Raw genomic sequence first — 18,720 nt, 5'->3', positions numbered from 1 at the left:
CAGACGCCGGATAGATTTACGCAAGCCACTTCACATCGCCGTCAGCGCTTGCAAAAGCGGGGTGACCATAGATTTTTCATGGCCGCCGAAGTGATGGATTTGACACCGTCGCCTGGAAATGCGGCGTTGAAGTGAAAAATCCGCAGATGCCCTTCGTGCCGGTCGCGCACGCGGCGCGGCCTTGCCGGAAGATTCAGTCAATCGTTTGCAATGTGGGCCTCTGGCCCGATGGCCGGAGGTTGAGCAGATGGCGAGTCAGGACAAGGGCAGGGCGGCGGGCGGGTTGACCGCATGGCTGGGCGTGGCAGCGGCGCTGGCGCTGGCGGGCTGTGCGACGAGCCGGCCCCAGCCGCTGACGCCCGACAGCGTCGTGGCGGCCAGCGTGGCCGATCTGCGGCAGCTCCGCGACGAGGTGGAGCCCCTGAGCGGGCCGCTGTCGCTGGAAGAAGCCATCGCCCGCGCCATCAAATACAACCTCGACCGCCGCGTGCGGCTGATGGAGGAGGCGCTCTCCCAGGGGCAGTGGCAGGCCGGCCAGTACGACATGCTGCCCAAGCTGGTGGCCTCCGCCGGCTACCGCGACCGCAGCAACGAGCTGATCACACGCAGCCGCGACTCCGTCACCGGCGCGCCCTCGCTGGCCAACCCCTATGTGTCGAGCGACCGCGCGGCGCTGTCGACCGACCTCAGCTTCACCTGGAGCCTGCTGGACTTCGGCCAGAGCTATTACGCCTCGCGCGTCGGTGCCAGCCGCTTCCTCGTTGCCGGCGAGCGCCGCCGCAAGGCCCTGCACCTGCTGGTGCAGGACGTGCGCACCGCGTTCTGGCGCCTGGCCAGCGCGCAGAAGCTGCGCGCCACCGTGCAGTCCACCATCGAAGACGCCGAGGGTGCGCTGGAGCTGTCGCGCAAGGCCGAGGTGGAGCGCCTGCGCAGCCCGCTGGATGCGCTGCGCTACCAGCGCCAGCTGCTGGAAAACCTGCGGCTGCTGGAGTCGGTGGACCAGGAGCTGTCCTCGGCCCGCATCGAGCTGGCGGCGCTGGCCCGGCTGCCGCTGACCGGCGAGCTGCCGGTGGTCGAGCCGGCACAGGCCCTGTCGACCTGGTGGCAGGACGCGCCTGCCGAGGCCCTGGAGGAGCGCGCGCTGGCGCAGAACGCCGACCTGCGCGAGTCCTTCTACAACACCCGCATCGCCGCCGACGAGGCGCGCCGCGGCCTGGCCCGGCTTTTCCCGGGCCTGTCCTTCAGCTACGGCGTGCGCCACAGCAACGACAGCTACCTGATCAACCAGAGCTGGAACGAGGCCGGCGTGCAGCTGTCCTACAACCTGTTCGGGCTGCTGAGCCTGGGCACGCAGAAGGCCGTGGGCCAGGCCGGCGTCGAGCTGGCGCAGCAGCAGCGGCTGGCCGCGACCATGGGTGTGCTGACCCAGGTGCACCTCGCCCGCCTGCAGCTGGGCAACGCCTACCGCCAGTACCAGCGCGCCGACGGCATCTGGAAGGTCGACCGCGGCATCGCCGAGCAGATCGGCAACCGCGAGCAGGCCCAGACGCAGACCCGGCTGGACCGCATCGCCAACCAGACCAGCGCCATCCTCAGCGAGCTGCGCCGCTACCAGGCCATGGCCACCGTCCACGCCGCCGTCAGCAAGCTGCAGGCCACGCTGGGTGCCGAGCCGCAGATCGACGGGGCGCAGAACATGAGCGTCGCCGCGCTGACCCAGGCCGTGGCCGGTGCCATGCAGCGCTGGGATACCGGCCAGCTGGCCGCGCCTGCGGCGGGCCGCCCATGAGCGCGCGCGCGCTGGCGGGGCGGACCGCCGTGCTGTGGGGCGCCTTGCTGCTCGCGCCCGTCGCCAAGGCCGCCGGGCCCGCGGCGGCCGACCCGGCCAGCACCCTGGACAAGCGCGAGATCCGCGCCCAGCTCACGCCGCGCCGCTACACCACCATTGCCGCCGAGATCGGCGCCAAGGTGCGCGCGCTGCCGGTGCCCGAAGGCGGCAGCTTCCGGGCCGGCGCGGTGCTGGTCGGCTTCGACTGCTCGGTGCAACAGACGCAGTTCAACAAGGCCAAGGCCGCTCTCGGCGCCACCGAGCAGACCTGGCGCGCCAACCAGCGCCTCAACGAGCTGCAATCCATCGGCAAGGTCGAGCTCGACCTCTCCGAGGCCGAGGTGGCCAAGGCCAATGCCGAGCTGGCCACGCACGCGGCGCTGCTGTCCAAGTGCAGCATCGCGGCCCCCTTTGCCGGCCGCGTGGCCGAGCAGAAGGTGCGCGAGCAGCAGTTCGTGCAACCCGGCCAGCCCTTGCTCGAGATCCTTGACGACTCGGTGCTCGAACTCGAGTTCATCGTGCCGTCCAAATGGATGGCCTGGCTGCGTCCGGGCTACGGCTTCCAGGTCCGCATCGACGAGACCGGCCGCAGCTACCCGGCCAAGATCCAGCGCATGGGCGCCCGGGTCGACCCGGTCAGCCAGTCCATCAAGCTGTCGGCCACCATCGACGGCCGCTTTCCCGAACTCGTGTCCGGCATGAGCGGCCAGGTCACGCTGCTCCCGCCCGCCCGGCCCTGAGCCGCGTGTCTTTCAGGAAGTCCCCATGAAGCTGCCGCAGCGCCCGCTGACATCGTCCTCCCGCATCCGCCGCCAGGCGCCCGCGCCGATGGCGCTGGAGCAGCGCTACATGTTCGACGGCGCTGCCGCGGGCGAGGCGCTGAGCAAGCAGCCCGTGGCGGCCGATGCCGGCCTGCTGCACCTCGCCGCCGCGGCCCAGGCGCCCTCGGCGGCCCTGGCCGCTGCCCAGCAGCTGGCCGAGAAGGCCGTCGCCGACTTCCTCGGCCGGCCTGACGCCGGCAGCCAGCTCTTCGGCCTCTTCAACGGGGGCCAGACGGCGCCTTCCGCCGCCTGGTCGGCGGCGGCCCGCCAGCTGCTGGGCGATGTGCAGAACGGCCGCTATGGCGTGGAGGTGCAGCTGCGCTCCAACCTGGAACTGCGCGGCGCGATGGGCGCCTTCGCGGCCCAGGGCCCGGACGGCCGCCCGGTCATCTACCTGAACGCCGACTGGCTGGCGATGGGCCCCGGCAGCACGAGCATCGAACGCGTGCTTGTGGAGGAGCTGGGCCACAGCCTCGATGCCGCGCTCAATGGCCGGGTCGACACGGCCGGCGACGAGGGCGATGCCTTCGCCATCCGCGTGCTGGGCGAGACCGCGGCCGACGCCGCGCGCGTCGGCGCCGACGACCACGCCACGCTGCTCATCGACGGCGCCAGCGTCGAGGTGGAGCAGGCCTCGGTCACCTTCAAGGCCGTCTACGCCGCCACGCCCTCGGCCTGGAGCCTGCAGGCCTCCAGCATCACGCTGGCCAGCCAGGTCGATGCTCAGGCGGGCAGCATCAAGTTCATCTCGGCCGACCCCGCTGCACCGTACTTCGCTGGCAACAACGTCGCCGGCAACCTCGTCTACAGCGACAGCAGCGGCGTCGTGCACAGCATCGGCGGCGTCATCAGCCGCCAGTTCAAGACGGGCAGCACCACCAACGCCTTCTACTTTTATTCCACAGGCGCCGACGGTCTGGTGGGCGGTGCGGACGACCTGGTCTACCTGGTGCAGGTGTCGGCAGACACCACGGCCTACAGCGGCGGCAGCCTGGTGCGCACCAGCAGCGACCCCGTCGCCTCGGCGCTGAACGCGCTGCTCGACACCGGGCTGCCCAGCGTCAGCGCGACGACCAGCTATTCCTTCGGGGCGCTGACGGCCATCGAGTCGGGCACGGGCGCCGGCCGCGACGGCTCCGGCAACGTGCTGGACAGCCATGTCGCCACGGGCAGCAGCCTGAGCGTCATCGCGGCGGGCACCGGCACCGCCACCCAGGCCAAGGTCAATTCCGGCACCACGGCCGCCACCGGCACCTCGGTCACCGGCCAGTACGGCGTGCTCAAGATCGGCGCCGACGGCAGCTACAGCTACGCCGTCACCAACAGCATCGCCGCCGTGCAGGCCCTGCGCACGTCCGGCGACACGCTGGCCGAGAGCTTCAGCTACACCGTGCGGGATGCCGGCGGCAACCTCGTCGCCACGACGCTGACCGTCACCATCCAGGGCCAGAACGACGCTCCGGTGGCCGCCAACGACTACGGCACCGCCAAGGCCACGCTGCTGACCGACGCCAGCGCCTACACGGGCAGCGACCTGCTCGGCAAGCTCGGCACCGGCAACGTGCTGGCCAACGATGCCGACGTCGACCGCAACGGCGAGACGAAGACCATCGCCGGCCTCGTCGCCAGCGGCAGCCTCGTCAGCTACACGGCCGGCGGCTCGACGACAAGCCTGTCCTTCTCGGCCGCCTCCACGCTCAACAATGTCTCGGCCGGCTACTACGTCTACATGCTGTCCGGCGGCACCTACTACGAGCTCAAGAACGGCACCACGCCCGTCACGGTGACCTCCACGGTCAAGAACGCCGACGGCACCTATGCCATCCAGCTCAGCGCCTCGCCGACGAACTACACCGTCGGTAACGGCGCCGGCGTCGCCTTCGACAACAGCAACGTCAACTCCTTCACCAACACCAACGGCAAGAAGCTGGCCACCGTGTCCACGGCGACGACGGTGCAGACTTCCACGGTGACCGTCGGCAGCGTCGACGGCAGCGTCGCCGTCGGCATGAGCGTGAGCGGCACCAACATCCCGGCCGGCACCAAGGTCAGCGCCGTCAGCATCAGCGGCGGCAACACCGTCGTCACGCTGGACCACACCCTCTCGGGCGCGCCCAGCGGCACGCTGAGCTTCTCGGCGGCCGCGGGCACCACGGTGACCGGCACCTACGGCAGCCTGGCGCTCGCGGCCGATGGCAGCTACACCTACACGCCCTTTGCCAACGCGGTGGCGGCCGGCAGCTCGGCGGTGGACAGCTTCAAGTACGCCATGCTCGACGCCGCCGGCGCCACGTCCAGCGCGACGCTGGCCGTCACCGTGCTCGGCTCCGCCGCGAGCGACCCGCGGGCCGTCGACGACACCGCGGCCGTCACCGAGGACGCCGCATCCAACATCGCCAGCGGCAGCGTGCTCGGCAACGACACGACGCCCTCCGGCAGCAACACCGTCGTGGCCGGCCAGACCGCCAGTGCCAGCACGGCCACCGCCATTGCCGCCGGCAGCTTCGTGGACCTGACCGGCCAGTACGGCACGCTGCGCCTGTACGCCAACGGCAACTACAGCTACACGCTGGACAACGGCAACGCCAGCGTCAATGCACTCAACAGCGGCGCTTCGCTGACCGAGTCCTTCCAGTACACGCTGCAGAACACCGCGGGCGGCAAGAGCACGGCCAGCCTGAACGTCACCATCAACGGCGCCAACGACGCACCCACGCTGGACCTCAGCCCCGCCAACGTCGCCAGCACCGGCTTCGTCACCACCTACACCCAGGGCGATGCCGGCGCTGCGCCGCTGGCCGGCCCCACCGGCCTGCATGTGGCCGATGCCGACAACGGCAGCTACGCCAGGCTGGCGCTGACCCTCACGGCAGCGCAGTTCCGCGACGGCAGCGCCGAGCACCTCGTCATCAACGGCGCCAGCGGCGCCAACACCAGCATCGCGAACCTGGGCGGCCTGGCCAACGGCAGCGGCAGCTTCACGCTGGGCGGCCTGGCCTACGGCTACACCGTCAGCGTGAGCGGCGGCGTGGCCACGCTGAGCTTCTCGGCCGCCGCGGCCATGACGCTGGCCCAGATGGAGACGCTGCTGACCGCGTTGCGCTACGAGAACACCTCCAGCAACCCCTACGGCGGCGCGGGCCGCGTCATCGGCTTCACCGCCTATGACGCCAACAACCTGGCATCCAACACGGCCACCAGCACGGTGGTGGTCTACAACACCAATGCGCAGCCCACGGCCGCGCCCGACACGGCCAGCGCGACGGAAGCCGGCGGCGTGGCCAACGGCACGGCGGGCAGCAACCCCAGCGGCTCGCTGATCGGCAACGACAGCGGCAGCTACATCGCCGTCACCGCCGCCGAGGCCGGCACGACGCTGGACGGCAGCGCGGCCGGCGTGGCCGCGTCCAGCACCTCCGGCAGCAACGCCACCACCGTGGCCGGCAGCTACGGCAGCCTCAGCGTCGGGGCCGACGGCAGCTACCGCTACGTCGTCGACAACGCCAACGCCGCCGTGCAGGCCCTCAACGGCGGCGGCACGCTGACCGACAGCTTCAGCTACCAGATCACCGACCAGAACGGCCAGACCGCCACGGCCACGCTGACCGTCACCGTGAACGGTGCCAACGACGCGCCGGTGGCCGGCGCCATCGGCAACCGCAGCATGACCGAGGGCCAGACGCAGAGCTTCGTCGCGCCCGCGTTCTCCGACGTCGACAACGCCTCGCTCACCTACACCGCCACGCTGGCCGACGGCAGCCCGCTGCCCGCCTGGGTCAGCTTCGACCCCGCCACGCGCGGGTTCAGCTTCAGCCCGACGGCCGGCGAAGTCGGCAGCTACAGCTTCAAGCTCACGGGCAGCGACGGCGCCCTCGGCGCCGCTGCCACCTTCTCGCTGACCGTGGCCGCGAACGGCGCCGGCCCGGCCGTGATGGCCGATGCCGCCGACGCCACCGAGGCCGGCGGCGTGGCCAACGGCACGGCGGGCAGCAACCCCGGCGGCCAGGTGCTGGGCAACGATACCGGTGCCAGCCTCACCGTCAGCGCCGTCGAGCGCGGCGCCTCGCTCACCGGCGCTGCCACCGCCGTCGGTGGCGGCAGCCCCACCGTCATTGCCGGCAGCTACGGCAGCCTCAGCATTGCCGCCGGCGGCAGCTTCAGCTACACGCTGGACAACAGCCTGTCCGCCGTCCAGGCGCTCAACGCCGGCGACACGCTGACCGACCGCTTCAGTTACCAGGCCCGCGACGGCAGCGGCCAGACCGCGGCCACCACGCTGGACATCACCATCCACGGCGCCAACGACGCGCCCACCGTGCCCGCCGCGCCCGTCAACCAGACCGCCACCGTCGGCAGCGCCTTCAGCTACACCGCGCCGGCCTTCGCCGACGTCGACAGCGGCGACACCGTCAGCTACAGCGCCTCCGGCCTGCCGGCCTGGGCCAGCTTCGACGCCGCGACGCGCCAGTTCACCGGCACTCCGTCCAGCGCCAGCGCCGCGCAGACGGTCACGCTCACCGGCACTGACAGCCACGGCGCTGCCGTGTCCACCAGCTTCACGCTGGCGGCCGTGAACGCGCCGTCCGCCCCCACCATCGCCATCAGCGCCGACCGCAGCGCGCTCAAAGCCGGCGAGACCGCCCTGCTCAGCTTCACGCTCTCGGCCGCGCCCGGCAGCAACCCCTTCGCGCTGGGCGACGTCAGCGTCAGCGGCGGCACGCTGGGCAGCTTCCAGCAGGTGGACGCGACGCACTTCACGGCCGTGTTCACGCCCACGGCCGGCAGCACCGCCAGCGGCGTCGTCGGCGTAGCGGCCGCCGGGTTCAACGACGCCGGCGGCACCGACTCCGCGGCGTCCAACACCGTCACCCTCGGCGTCGACACGCAGCCGCCTGCAGCGCCCGGCGTGACGCTGACGACCGACAGCGGCCAGAGTGGCAGCGACCGCCTCAGCAACGACGGCCGCCTGACGCTGAGCGGCGTCGAGACGGGCGCGACGGTCGAGTACAGCCGCAACGGCACGAGCTGGAGCAGCAGCTTCACGGCGACCGAGGGCGCCAACACCGTCTACGTGCGCCAGACCGACACGGCCGGCAACACCGGCCCGGCCAGCGTGGCCTACAGCTTCACGCTGGACACGCAGGCCCCCACCATCAGCATCAGCGCCGACCGCGCGGCGCTGAAGGCCGGCGAGACCGCGCTGCTGAGCTTCACACTCAGCGAGGCCGCCGGCAGCAACGCGTTCGTGCTGGGCGACATCGCGGTGAGCGGCGGTACGCTGGGCAGCTTCCAGCAGGTGGACGCCACCCACTTCACGGCACGGTTCACGCCCGCCACGGGCAGCACGGCCAGCGGCGTGATCAGCGTCGCCGCGGCTCGGTTCAACGACGCCGCGGGCAACGATGCCGCGGCCTCCAACACGGTCACGCTGGTGGTGGACACGCAGCCGCCCGCCGCCCCGGGCGTGGCACTGACAACCGACAGCGGCCAGAGTGGCAGTGACCGCCTCAGCAGCGACGGCCGCCTGACGCTGAGCGGCGTCGAGACGGGCGCGACGGTCGAATACAGCCGCAACGGCACGAGCTGGAGCAGCAGCTTCACGGCGACCGAGGGCGCCAACACCGTCTACGTGCGCCAGACCGACACGGCCGGCAACACCGGCCCGGCCAGCGCGGCCTACGGCTTCACGCTGGACACGCAGGCCCCCACCATCAGCGTCAGCGCCGACCGCACGACGCTGAAGGCCGGCGAGACCGCGCTGCTGAGCTTCACGCTCAGCGAGGCCGCCGGCAGCAACGCGTTCGCGCTGGGCGACATCGCGGTGAGCGGCGGCACGCTGGGCAGCTTCCAGCAGGTGGACGCCACCCACTTCACGGCACGGTTCACGCCCGCTCCGAACAGCCAGGCCAGCGGCGTGATCAACGTCGCCGCGGCGCAGTTCAACGACGCGGCGGGCAACGACGCCACGGTTTCCAACACCGTCACGCTCGGCGTGAATACCCAGGTGCCGGCCGCGCCGGCCGTGGCGCTGACGACCGACAGCGGCCAGAGCGGCGGCGATCGCCTCAGCAAAGATGGTCGCCTGACGCTCAACGGCGTCGCGGCAGGCGCCCGCGTGGAGTACAGCCTCGATGGCGCCACGTGGAGCACGAGCTTCACGGCCACCGAGGGCGCCAACACCGTCTACGTGCGCCAGACCGACGCGGCCGGCAACGTGAGCCCGGCCAGCGCGGCCTACGGCTTCACGCTGGACACGCAGGCCCCCACCATCAGCGTCAGCGCCGACCGCGCGGCGCTGAAGGCCGGCGAGACCGCGCTGCTGAGCTTCACACTCAGCGAGGCCGCCGGCAGCAACGCGTTCGCGCTGGGCGACATCGCGGTGAGCGGCGGCACGCTGGGCAGCTTCCAGCAGGTGGACGCCACCCACTTCACGGCACGGTTCACGCCTGCCCCGAACAGCCAGGCCAGCGGCGTGATCAACGTCGCCGCGGCGCAGTTCAACGACGCGGCCGGCAACGATGCGACGGCTTCCAACACCGTCACGCTGGCGGTCGATGCGCAGCCGCCGGTGGCACCGGTCGTGGCGCTGGCGACCGACAGCGGCCAGAGCGGCGGCGACCGCGTCAGCAACGATGGCCGCCTGACGCTGGCTGGCATCGAGCCCGGCGCCACCGTCGAATACAGCCGCGATGGCCAGACCTGGAGCGCCAGCTTCACTCCCATGGAAGGCGTCAACACCGTCTACGTGCGCCAGACCGACGCGGCCGGCAACTCCGGCCCGGCGAGCGCGCCGCTGAGCTTCACGCTCGACACGCGGGCGCCCGGCATCACCATCGGCGCCGACCGCACGACGCTGAAGGCCGGCGAGACCGCGCTGCTGACCTTCACGCTCAGCGAAGCGCCGGGCAGCAACGGCTTCACGCTGGCCGACGTCGGCGTCAGCGGCGGCACGCTCAGCGGCTTCCAGCAGATCGATGCCACCACCTACACCGCCCGCCTGGCGCCGCTGGCCGGCAGCACGGCCAGCGCGGTCGTCGGCGTCGCTGCCGCCCGCTTCAACGACGTGGCCGGCAACGATGCGACGGCTTCCAACACACTGAGCCTGGGCGTCGACACCCAGGCCCCGGCGGCGCCCGTCGTAAGCTTGGCCGTCGACAGCGGCCAGGGCGCAGCCGACCGCGTCACCCGCGTGCCGACGCTCACCCTGGGCGGTATCGAGCCCGGCGCCGTCGTCGAGTACAGCGTCGACGGCATCCACTGGAGCCGCAGCTTCACGGCCGAGGAGGGCGCCAACACCGTCCAGGTGCGCCAGACCGACGCCGCCGGCAACTCCGGCCCGGCTAGCGCGCCGCTGAGCTTCACGCTCGACACCCGCGCGCCGGCCATCGTCATCGGCGCCGACCGGACCGCGCTGAAGGCCGGCGAGACCGCCGTGCTCACCTTCAAGCTCAGCGAGGCGCCGGGCAGCAACGGCTTCACGCTGGCCGACATCGCCGCCAGCGGCGGCACGCTGAGCCAGTTCACCGCCGTCGATGCCGCGACCTACACGGCCGTCTTCACGCCGGCCGCGGCCAGCACCGCCTTGGCTGCCGTGCAGGTGGCCGCGGCACGCTTCGACGATGCAGCCGGCAACGACAGCACCGCGTCCAACCTGCTGAACCTGTCGGTGGACACGCAGGCGCCCGCCGCGCCCGCCGTCGACGCGCTGACCAGCTTCGACGCCCAGCCCATGTTGACCGGCCGCTTCCCGGCCGCCGACGCGGCCGGCGGCCTGCAGGTCAGCATCGGCGGACGCACCTACGTGCTGGGCGTGGATGCCGCGCTGACCGTGCAGGGCGATGCCTGGACACTGAACCTCGCGCGAGCCGGCCAGAGCCTGGCGGCCCAGACCTATGACGTCGCGGCCACGGTCATCGACGCTGCGGGCAACCGCAGCACGGCCCACGGCCAGGCCGTCATCGGCGTGCGCCCCGCGCCGGCCGAGGCCCCGGCCGCGGCCGCCGCCGAGCCGGTGGCGCCGGCCCCGCCGGCACCGGCGCCGGCCGTGGCGCCGGCCGCCGCGGAGCCGCCCGCTGCCGCCGCTCCGGTGGCCGACACGCGCGCGCCGGCCACGGTTGCCGCCCTGACCGACACCCTCACGGCCAACGGCAGCGAGGCGATGCGCATCCAGGTCGTCAAGGCCGACGCGCCCGCCCTGGTCGTCTTCAACGGCGTGCCCGACCAGTCCTTCGACAGCGGCAGCCGCATCCGCTTCCGCCTGCCGCCGGACGCCTTCATGCACACCGCCGAGACGGCCGTGGTGCGGGTGCGCGTCGAGCGCACCGACGGCGGCGAGATGCCGGCCTGGCTGCATTTCAACGCGACGGCCGGCGAGTTCGAGGGCGACGTGCCGCTGGATGCGCCGCAGCAGATCGAGATCAAGGTGACGGCCCGCGACGACGGCGGCCGCGAGGCCTCGACGCTGTTCCGCCTCAAGCTCAAGCCGGGTGACACCGCGCGCCAGGCGCTGCCGGCGCGCATCGGACTGTCGCAGCAGATCCAGCAGCTGTCGCGCCAGGCCACGCTTCAGCGGGCCGCGATGCCTGCCGAGGTCAAGGCCGTGCAGCCGGCGCTGAGCTGACGTGAGCGCGCCGGACGCCGATCCGCTGCTGGCCCTGCTGGGTCTGATCCGGCGCGCCCGCGAGGCCGGCAGTGCGGCGGAGCTGGGCTTCATGGCCGTCAACGACAGCCTGGCGCTGGCGCCCTATCGGCAGGCGGCGCTTTGGTTCGACGGCGGCGGCGTGCAGGCCCTGTCCGGCGTCGTGCAGCTGGAGGCGAATGCGCCCTATGTGCACTGGCTGGAGGCCGTCTGTGTCGTGCTGCAGGCCCGCCAGCCGCAGGCGCCGCTGCCGTTCACGGCGGCTGACCTGCCCGCCGAACTGGCCGGGGCCTGGAGTGACTGGTGGCCCGGGCAGGCGCTGTGGTTGCCCCTGCCCGCGTCAGGCGCCGGCACGCGCGCCGGTGGGCTGCTGCTGGCCGGCGACACGGGCTGGACACCGGCCGCGCTGGCCCTGCTGGGCGACTGGACCCAGGCCTGGGCGCATGCCTGGCATGCCCGCCAGGGCCGTGCCGGCTGGAGCTGGCCCCGGCTGCGTGCCGGCCTGGCCAGCGCCTGGGCCGTGCCGGCCGGCCGGCCCTGGTGGCGCCGCCCGCGGCTGGCGCTGGCGGCGCTGGTGCTGGCGGTGCTGGCCTGTCCGGTGCGCCTGAGCGTGCTGGCGCCGGGCGAGCTGGTGCCGGCGCATCCAGCGGTCATCCGCGCGCCGCTGGACGGGGTCATCGGCCAGTTCCACGTGCAGCCCAATGCGCGCGTCAAGGCCGGCCAGCCGCTCTTCAGTTTCGACGAGGCGGCGCTGGCCGCGCGGCGCGACGTGGCGGTTCAGGCGCTGGACGTGGCCCAGGCCGAGTACCGCCAGTTCGCGCAGCAGGCGCTCAACGACACCAAGTCCAAGTCCCAGCTCGCGCAGCTGCTGGGCCGCATCGAGGAGAAGCGCGCCGAGGCCGGCTACCTGGCCCAGCAGGTCGAGCGCGCTCGCGTCGTCTCGCCGCAAGATGGCGAGGCGCTGTTCGACGATCCGGCTGACTGGATCGGCAAGCCGGTGCAGACGGGCGAGCGCGTCATGCGCGTCGCCGCGCCCGGCGATGTCGAGGTGGAGGCCTGGCTGCCGCTGGGTGACGCCATCGACGCCGAGCCCGGCGCGCCGGTCAGCCTCTACCTCGCGGCCAGTCCGCTGCGCGCGGTGCAAGCGCGGCTGCGCTACATCTCGCACGAGGCCCAGCTGCGCCCCAACGGCGTCTACGCCTACCGGCTGCGCGCCCGGCTCGACCAGGCCTCGGCGCTGCGCGTGGGCCTCAAGGGCACGGCCAAGCTGCATGGCGACTGGGTGCCGCTGGGCTACTGGCTGGTGCGCCGGCCCTGGGCCGTGGTGCGCCAGGCGCTGGGGGTCTGAGCGATGGGCCTGCCGGCGCTGCGCGAGGAACTGGAGCTGCTGCCCGGCCCGCCGCTGGCCGACGGCCAGCCGTCCTACACCCTGCATGACCCGGTGCGCCACCTCTACTTCCAGCTCGACTGGAGCAGCTTCGAGGTGCTGCGCCACTGGGCGCTGGGCGAGGCCGACGCCATCGCCGCCGCTGTGGCCGCCGAGACGACGCTGCAGCTGGAGGCGGCGGACGTGCTCGCCGTCGCCCGTTTCCTGCACGACAACGAGCTGCTGCGCGTGGCGCCGGGCCAGTCGGCCCAGCTCGCTGCGCGCCGGCAGCACCGCGAGGGCGGCGCCTGGGCCTGGTTGCTGCACAACTATCTTTTCTTCCGCATCCCGCTGTGGCGGCCGGACCGCTGGCTGGGCGCGGTCGCGCCGCGGCTGGACTTTCTCTACGGCCGCACGTTCTGGATGCTGACGGCGCTGGCGCTGGTGGCCGGCCTGGTGGAGGTCTACCGCGACTGGGACCGCTTCACGACGACGCTGGTGGACAGCTTCAGCCTGGCCGGCATGGCCAGCTACGGCGCCGCGCTGATCGGCGTGAAGCTGCTGCACGAGCTGGGCCACGCGGTGACGGCCAAGCGCCTGGGCTGCCGCGTGCCGACCATGGGCGTGGCCTTCCTGGTGCTGTGGCCGGTGGCCTACACCGACACCAACGAGGTCTGGCGGCTGACGGGGCGAAGCGCCCGCCTGGCGGTGGCGGCGGCGGGCGTCGTCACCGAGCTGACGGTGGCCGCCTGGGCCACGCTGGCCTGGGCCCTGCTGCCCGAGGGCCTGCCCAAGTCGACGGCCTTCATGCTGGCGACGACGACGTGGATCAGCTCCATCGCGATCAACGCCAGCCCCTTCATGCGCTTTGACGGCTACTTCCTTCTGGCGGACTGGCTGGAGATGCCCAATCTGCATGCCCGCGCCTCGGCGCTGGCGCGCTGGGATCTGCGCGAGCGCCTGTTCGCCCTGGGCGACCCGCCGCCCGAGCTGCTCACGCCACGTCGCCGCGCCGGGCTCATCCTGTTCGCCTACGCGACCTGGCTCTACCGCCTCGTCGTCTTCCTCGGCATCGCGGCCCTGGTCTATGCCTTCTTCATCAAGGCTGTCGGCATCCTGCTCTTCCTCGTCGAGATCATCTGGTTCGTGCTGCTGCCGCCGTGGCGGGAGCTCGGTTTCTGGCGCCAGCGCTGGGCCGACATCCGACGCAGCCGCCGTGCCCGCGTCAGCACCGGTGTCGCGCTGGGCCTGGTGCTGCTGGCCGGACTGCCCTGGCCGGGCCGCATCGGTGCCAGCGCGCTGCTGAGGCCGGTCGATCAGACGGTGATCTATGCGCCGCCGCATGCCCAGCTGCAGGCGCTGGCGGTCGCGGCCGGTACGCCGGTGCGGGCGGGCGAGCTGCTGCTGCAGATGCGCTCGCCGGAACTCGACGGCCGCCGCCGCGAGGTGCAGGCGCGGCTGGACAGGCTCCGCTGGCAGGCCTCGGCCGGCGCCTTCGACAACGAGCAGCGGGCGCAATGGCAGGTTCTGCAGGAGCAGCTGCGCGCCGCAGAGGCCGAGTGGGCCAGCCTGGATGCCGACGCCGCCCGCTACGCGCCGCACGCGGGCTTTGACGGGGTGCTCGTCGATGTCGACCCCGAGCTGCGCCCGGGTGACTGGTTGAGTGCGCAGGAGCCACTGGCCCGCCTGGTGTCCCGGCAGCGCTGGCAGGTCGTTGCCTATCTCGACGAGCAGCAGGTCGACCGGGTGCGGCAGGGCTCACGGGCGCACTTCTATGCCGACGACTTCAGCGCGCCGGTGCTGGCGCTGGCGGTCGCGCGCGTCGACCCCGACGCCAGCCGCAGCATCGCCGAGGGCGAGCTGACCAGCCTTTACGGTGGCGACGTGCTGGTGCGCGAGCGCAAGGGGCAGCTGCACCCGGAGCAGGCCGTCTACCGCGTGCTGCTGAGCGTGGACGCCGCAGGCCCTGCGCCGCCGCGCAGCCTGCGCGGGCGGGTCGTCATCGAGGGTGACTGGCGCGTGCCCGCGGGGCAGTTGCTGCGCTCGGCCGCGGCGCTGTTCTGGCGCGAGGCCGGGTTCTGAGGCTCAGGCCGGCGGCGCCCACAGCCGCGGCGGCAGGATCAGCAGGCCGCGCGGCCGGGCGCGCTTGGCCAGCGCCAGCAGGGCCTTGTCGCGCGAGATCAGCCAGCGGGCCTGGCGGGCCAGGGCGAGGTCGATGAACTTCTGGTCGTCGGGGTCGCGGCAGACCAGGCGGGGCGAGGGTTCGACGGCCTCGACCGCTTCGGCGTGGGTATCGAAGGTGGCTTCGATGAAGCCGGTGTCCGGCGCATAGCGCTGCGCGACGCCACGGCCCAGCACATGGCGGATCTCGTCGCGCATCGCCGGCGCCACCAGCCAGCGCAGGCGGCCGGCGGTGACGGCTTCGGCCAGGTGCAGCACGCCCGGGTCGCGGAACACCAGCCAGTCCATGACGACCTGGGTGTCGATGACGGCGGCCGGCAGGGCCGGATCGCGCTGGGGGGGCGGGGGCTGCATGGGCGTCAGCTTACCCGCCGTCTGGGCAGCTCCGGGCCGGCCACTTGTGCCGGAACCCGGGCCGATCTACAATCGCCGGCTCTTCGCCTTTTGGGCGGTGCGTTGCTGCGCGCCTGAAAAGTGAGGTTCACTGACTTCAAACGGGAACAAGTCGTTTATGCCAACCATCAATCAACTGGTGCGCCACGGTCGAGAGGCCGAGGTCACCAAGTCCAAGTCGCCTGCGATGCAGAACTGCCCGCAGCGCCGCGGTGTCTGCACCCGCGTCTACACCACCACGCCCAAGAAGCCGAACTCGGCTCTGCGTAAGGTCGCCAAGGTGCGCCTGACCAACGGTTTCGAGGTCATCTCGTACATCGGCGGTGAAGGCCACAACCTGCAAGAGCACAGCGTCGTGCTGGTGCGCGGCGGCCGTGTCAAGGACCTGCCCGGTGTGCGTTACCACATCGTCCGCGGCTCCCTCGACCTGCAAGGCGTCAAGGATCGCAAGCAATCGCGTTCCAAGTACGGCGCGAAGCGTCCGAAGAAGTAAATCGTCTGTTCGGGCTCAGCTCCATAGCTGACCCAACGTTGTTGCGGCTGCTCGGCAGCCGAGTAAGTGGATGGCCCCAGATGTCGGTGGTCGTCCAGCGGAGTCAGGCCATAAGGCCGCCTCCAACTGAAGCAGAAGGAAGAATCCCATGCCACGTCGTCGCGAAGTACCCAAGCGCGAAATCCTGCCGGACCCCAAGTTCGGTTCCGTCGATCTGTCCAAGTTCATGAACGTCATCATGGAATCGGGCAAGAAGGCCGTCGCAGAGCGCATCATCTACGGTGCCCTGGAGCAGGTCGAGAAGAAGATCGGCAAGGATCCGCTGGAAGTGTTCATGGTCGCCCTGAACAACGTGAAGCCCATGGTTGAAGTGAAGTCCCGCCGTGTCGGCGGTGCGAACTACCAAGTTCCCGTGGAAGTTCGCCCCGTCCGCCGGATGGCCCTCGCCATGCGCTGGTTGAAGGAATCCGCTCGCAAGCGCGGTGAGAAGTCGATGGCCCAGCGCCTGGCCAATGAACTGCTGGAGGCCGCTGAAGGCCGCGGCGGCGCGATGAAGAAGCGCGACGAAGTTCACCGCATGGCAGAAGCCAACAAGGCGTTCTCGCACTTCCGCTTCTAAACCACTGTCTTTCAGCCGCCTCGGGTTTCTACCAACCCGCTGGCGGCTCCTGTCTTCTGGAGCAAACCATGGCCCGCAAAACCCCCATCGAGCGCTACCGCAACATCGGTATCTCCGCGCACATCGATGCCGGCAAGACCACCACGACCGAACGCATCCTCTACTACACCGGTGTGAACCACAAGATCGGTGAAGTGCACGACGGCGCCGCCACGATGGACTGGATGGAGCAGGAGCAAGAGCGCGGCATCACGATCACGTCGGCCGCGACGACCTGCTTCTGGAAGGGCATGGATCTCGCCCGTCCGGAACACCGCATCAACATCATCGACACCCCCGGACACGTCGACTTCACCATTGAAGTCGAGCGTTCGATGCGCGTGCTGGACGGCGCCTGCATGGTCTATTGCGCCGTGGGTGGCGTGCAGCCCCAGTCGGAAACCGTCTGGCGCCAGGCCAACAAGTACAAGGTGCCCCGCCTCGCGTTCGTCAACAAGATGGACCGCACCGGCGCGAACTTCTTCAAGGTCTACGACCAGATGAAGCTGCGCCTCAAGGCCAACCCCGTGCCCGTCGTCATTCCCATCGGCGCTGAAGAAAACTTCACCGGCGTGATCGACCTCATCAAGATGAAGGCGATCATTTGGGACGAGGCCTCGCAAGGCATGAAGTTCACCTACGAAGACATCCCGGCCGATCTGCAGGCCGATGCCGTCAAGTGGCGTGAAAACCTGATCGAAGCCGCCGCTGAGTCCAGCGAAGAGCTGATGAACAAGTACCTCGAGTCGGGCGATCTGACCGAGGAAGAAGTCGTCACCGCCATCCGCAAGCGCACCATCGCCGCTGAAATCCAGCCGATGTTCTGCGGCACCGCCTTCAAGAACAAGGGCGTGCAGCGCATGCTCGACGGCGTCATCGACTTCATGCCGTCGCCCATCGACGTGCCGCCGGTGCCGGGCACCGACGAAGACGACCAACCCGTCGTCCGCAAGGCCGACGACGGCGAGAAGTTCGCCGCGCTGGCTTTCAAGCTGATGACCGACCCCTATGTCGGTCAGCTGACCTTCGTGCGCGTCTACTCCGGCGTGCTGCAGTCGGGCGCCAGCGTCTACAACCCGATCCGCGGCAAGAAAGAGCGCATCGGCCGGATCCTGCAGATGCACGCCAACCAGCGTGAAGAAATCTCGGAAATTCTGGCTGGCGACATCGCCGCCTGCGTGGGCCTGAAGGACGTCACCACGGGCGAAACCCTGTGCGACCCCGAAGCCATCATCACGCTGGAAAAGATGGTCTTCCCCGAGCCCGTGATCTCGCAGGCCGTCGAGCCCAAGACCAAGGCCGACCAGGAAAAGATGGGTATCGCCCTGGGCCGCCTGGCCAAGGAAGACCCGTCCTTCCGTCTGCGCACCGATGAAGAGTCGGGTCAGACCATCATCTCCGGCATGGGCGAGCTGCACCTGGAAATCATCGTCGACCGCATGAAGCGCGAGTTCGGCGTGGAAGCCAACGTCGGCAAGCCGCAAGTGGCCTACCGCGAAACCATCCGCAAGACCGCCACCGACGTCGAAGGCAAGTTCGTTCGCCAGTCCGGTGGTAAGGGCCAGTACGGTCACGTCGTGCTGACGCTCGAGCCGCAAGAGCCGGGCAAGGGCTTCGAGTTCGTCGACGCCATCAAGGGCGGTGTGGTTCCTCGCGAATACATCCCCGCGGTCGAGAAGGGCATCATCGACAGCCTGCCGAACGGCGTGCTGGCCGGCTTCCCGGTCGTCGACGTCAAGGCCACGCTGACCTTCGGTTCGTACCACGACGTGGACTCGAACGAAAACGCGTTCAAGATGGCCGCGTCGATGGGCTTCAAGGAAGCCTGCCGCCGCGCCAGCCCCGTCATCCTGGAGCCCATGATGGCCGTGGAAGTCGAGACGCCTGAAGACTACGCCGGCAACGTGATGGGCGACCTGTCCAGCCGCCGCGGCATGGTGCAGGGCATGGACGACATGGTCGGTGGCGGCAAGGTCATCAAGGCCGAAGTTCCGCTGTCGGAAATGTTCGGCTACTCGACGACCCTGCGCTCGATGTCGCAAGGCCGTGCCACGTACACGATGGAGTTCAAGCACTACAGCGAAGCTCCGAAGAACGTGGCCGACGCCATCATCACGGCGCGCGGCAAGTCCTGATCGACTGCTGAACTGAATCGCTAGATCGTCTTCGCAGCGGCCCGCCCGCTTCGCCAGTCGGCGGGAATCACGGGCGCTGCGGAAACGCTAAACCAACAGACTGGCGATCCGCTCTTTTCGGAGAATAGAAATGGCAAAAGGCAAGTTTGAACGTACGAAGCCGCACGTGAACGTGGGCACGATTGGTCACGTCGACCACGGCAAGAC

9 protein-coding genes and 1 pseudogene are annotated in these 18,720 nt (G+C 70.6%); 9 read left to right on the top strand and 1 reads right to left on the bottom strand.

Annotated features, from left to right (window positions below):
- Positions 1-283 precede the first annotated feature (283 nt).
- Genes AC07VX_RS26420 through AC07VX_RS26400 form a run of 5 tightly spaced genes read left to right on the top strand, consistent with a single transcriptional unit; the run spans position 284 to position 14,735 of the window.
- A complete protein-coding gene (locus AC07VX_RS26420) occupies positions 284-1,789 on the top strand; it encodes a TolC family protein (protein WP_493183978.1) in 1,506 nt (501 codons plus the stop codon).
- On the top strand, positions 1,786-2,568 hold the full coding sequence (locus AC07VX_RS26415) for an efflux RND transporter periplasmic adaptor subunit (protein ID WP_493167763.1): 783 nt from the start codon (positions 1,786-1,788) through the stop codon (positions 2,566-2,568). The genes AC07VX_RS26420 and AC07VX_RS26415 overlap by 4 nt, the downstream gene beginning before the upstream one ends.
- A 25-nt stretch (positions 2,569-2,593) precedes the next feature.
- Positions 2,594-11,269, top strand: coding sequence for an Ig-like domain-containing protein (locus AC07VX_RS26410; protein WP_493183977.1), 8,676 nt, complete (start codon positions 2,594-2,596; stop codon positions 11,267-11,269).
- Position 11,270: 1 nt separating this feature from the next.
- Positions 11,271-12,635, top strand: coding sequence for an efflux RND transporter periplasmic adaptor subunit (locus AC07VX_RS26405; protein ID WP_493167836.1), 1,365 nt, complete (start codon positions 11,271-11,273; stop codon positions 12,633-12,635).
- 3 nt (positions 12,636-12,638) lie between these two features.
- A complete protein-coding gene (locus AC07VX_RS26400; protein WP_493167837.1) occupies positions 12,639-14,735 on the top strand; it encodes a site-2 protease family protein in 2,097 nt (698 codons plus the stop codon).
- A gap of 3 nt (positions 14,736-14,738) precedes the next feature.
- On the opposite strand, the gene AC07VX_RS26395 is transcribed toward AC07VX_RS26400, so the two are convergent.
- A complete protein-coding gene (locus AC07VX_RS26395; protein ID WP_493167838.1) occupies positions 14,739-15,188 on the bottom strand; it encodes a putative toxin-antitoxin system toxin component, PIN family in 450 nt (149 codons plus the stop codon).
- A gap of 157 nt (positions 15,189-15,345) precedes the next feature.
- Here AC07VX_RS26395 and rpsL point away from each other — a divergent pair, with 157 nt between their 5' ends.
- The 4 genes and pseudogenes from rpsL to AC07VX_RS26375 form a co-directional block, all read left to right on the top strand.
- Positions 15,346-15,720: a 30S ribosomal protein S12 gene (gene rpsL, locus AC07VX_RS26390; protein ID WP_056194784.1), complete on the top strand. Its 375-nt coding sequence runs from the start codon at positions 15,346-15,348 to the stop codon at positions 15,718-15,720.
- A gap of 148 nt (positions 15,721-15,868) precedes the next feature.
- Positions 15,869-16,339 (top strand): 30S ribosomal protein S7, encoded by a 471-nt coding sequence (gene rpsG, locus AC07VX_RS26385; protein WP_056194782.1) that lies wholly within the window; start codon positions 15,869-15,871, stop codon positions 16,337-16,339.
- 68 nt (positions 16,340-16,407) lie between these two features.
- Positions 16,408-18,513, top strand: coding sequence for an elongation factor G (gene fusA / locus AC07VX_RS26380; protein ID WP_493167839.1), 2,106 nt, complete (start codon positions 16,408-16,410; stop codon positions 18,511-18,513).
- A 130-nt stretch (positions 18,514-18,643) separates the two neighbouring features.
- Positions 18,644-18,720: pseudogene (locus AC07VX_RS26375) on the top strand (GTP-binding protein); the annotation flags it as partial.

The sequence above is a fragment of the Roseateles sp. GW821-FHT03B02 genome (assembly GCF_059421025.1).
This window is presented reverse-complemented; position numbering and strand designations above follow the sequence as displayed.

Bases quoted from the DNA above. Each gene is read 5' to 3' on its own strand.
- AC07VX_RS26415 (WP_493167763.1), top strand. From the start codon at position 1,786: ATGAGCGCGCGCGCGCTGGCGGGGCGGACCGCCGTGCTGTGGGGCGCC.
- AC07VX_RS26410 (WP_493183977.1), top strand. From the start codon at position 2,594: ATGAAGCTGCCGCAGCGCCCGCTGACATCGTCCTCCCGCATCCGCCGC.
- AC07VX_RS26400 (WP_493167837.1), top strand. From the start codon at position 12,639: ATGGGCCTGCCGGCGCTGCGCGAGGAACTGGAGCTGCTGCCCGGCCCG.
- AC07VX_RS26395 (WP_493167838.1), bottom strand. From the start codon at position 15,188: ATGCAGCCCCCGCCCCCCCAGCGCGATCCGGCCCTGCCGGCCGCCGTC.
- rpsL (WP_056194784.1), top strand. From the start codon at position 15,346: ATGCCAACCATCAATCAACTGGTGCGCCACGGTCGAGAGGCCGAGGTC.
- rpsG (WP_056194782.1), top strand. From the start codon at position 15,869: ATGCCACGTCGTCGCGAAGTACCCAAGCGCGAAATCCTGCCGGACCCC.
- fusA (WP_493167839.1), top strand. From the start codon at position 16,408: ATGGCCCGCAAAACCCCCATCGAGCGCTACCGCAACATCGGTATCTCC.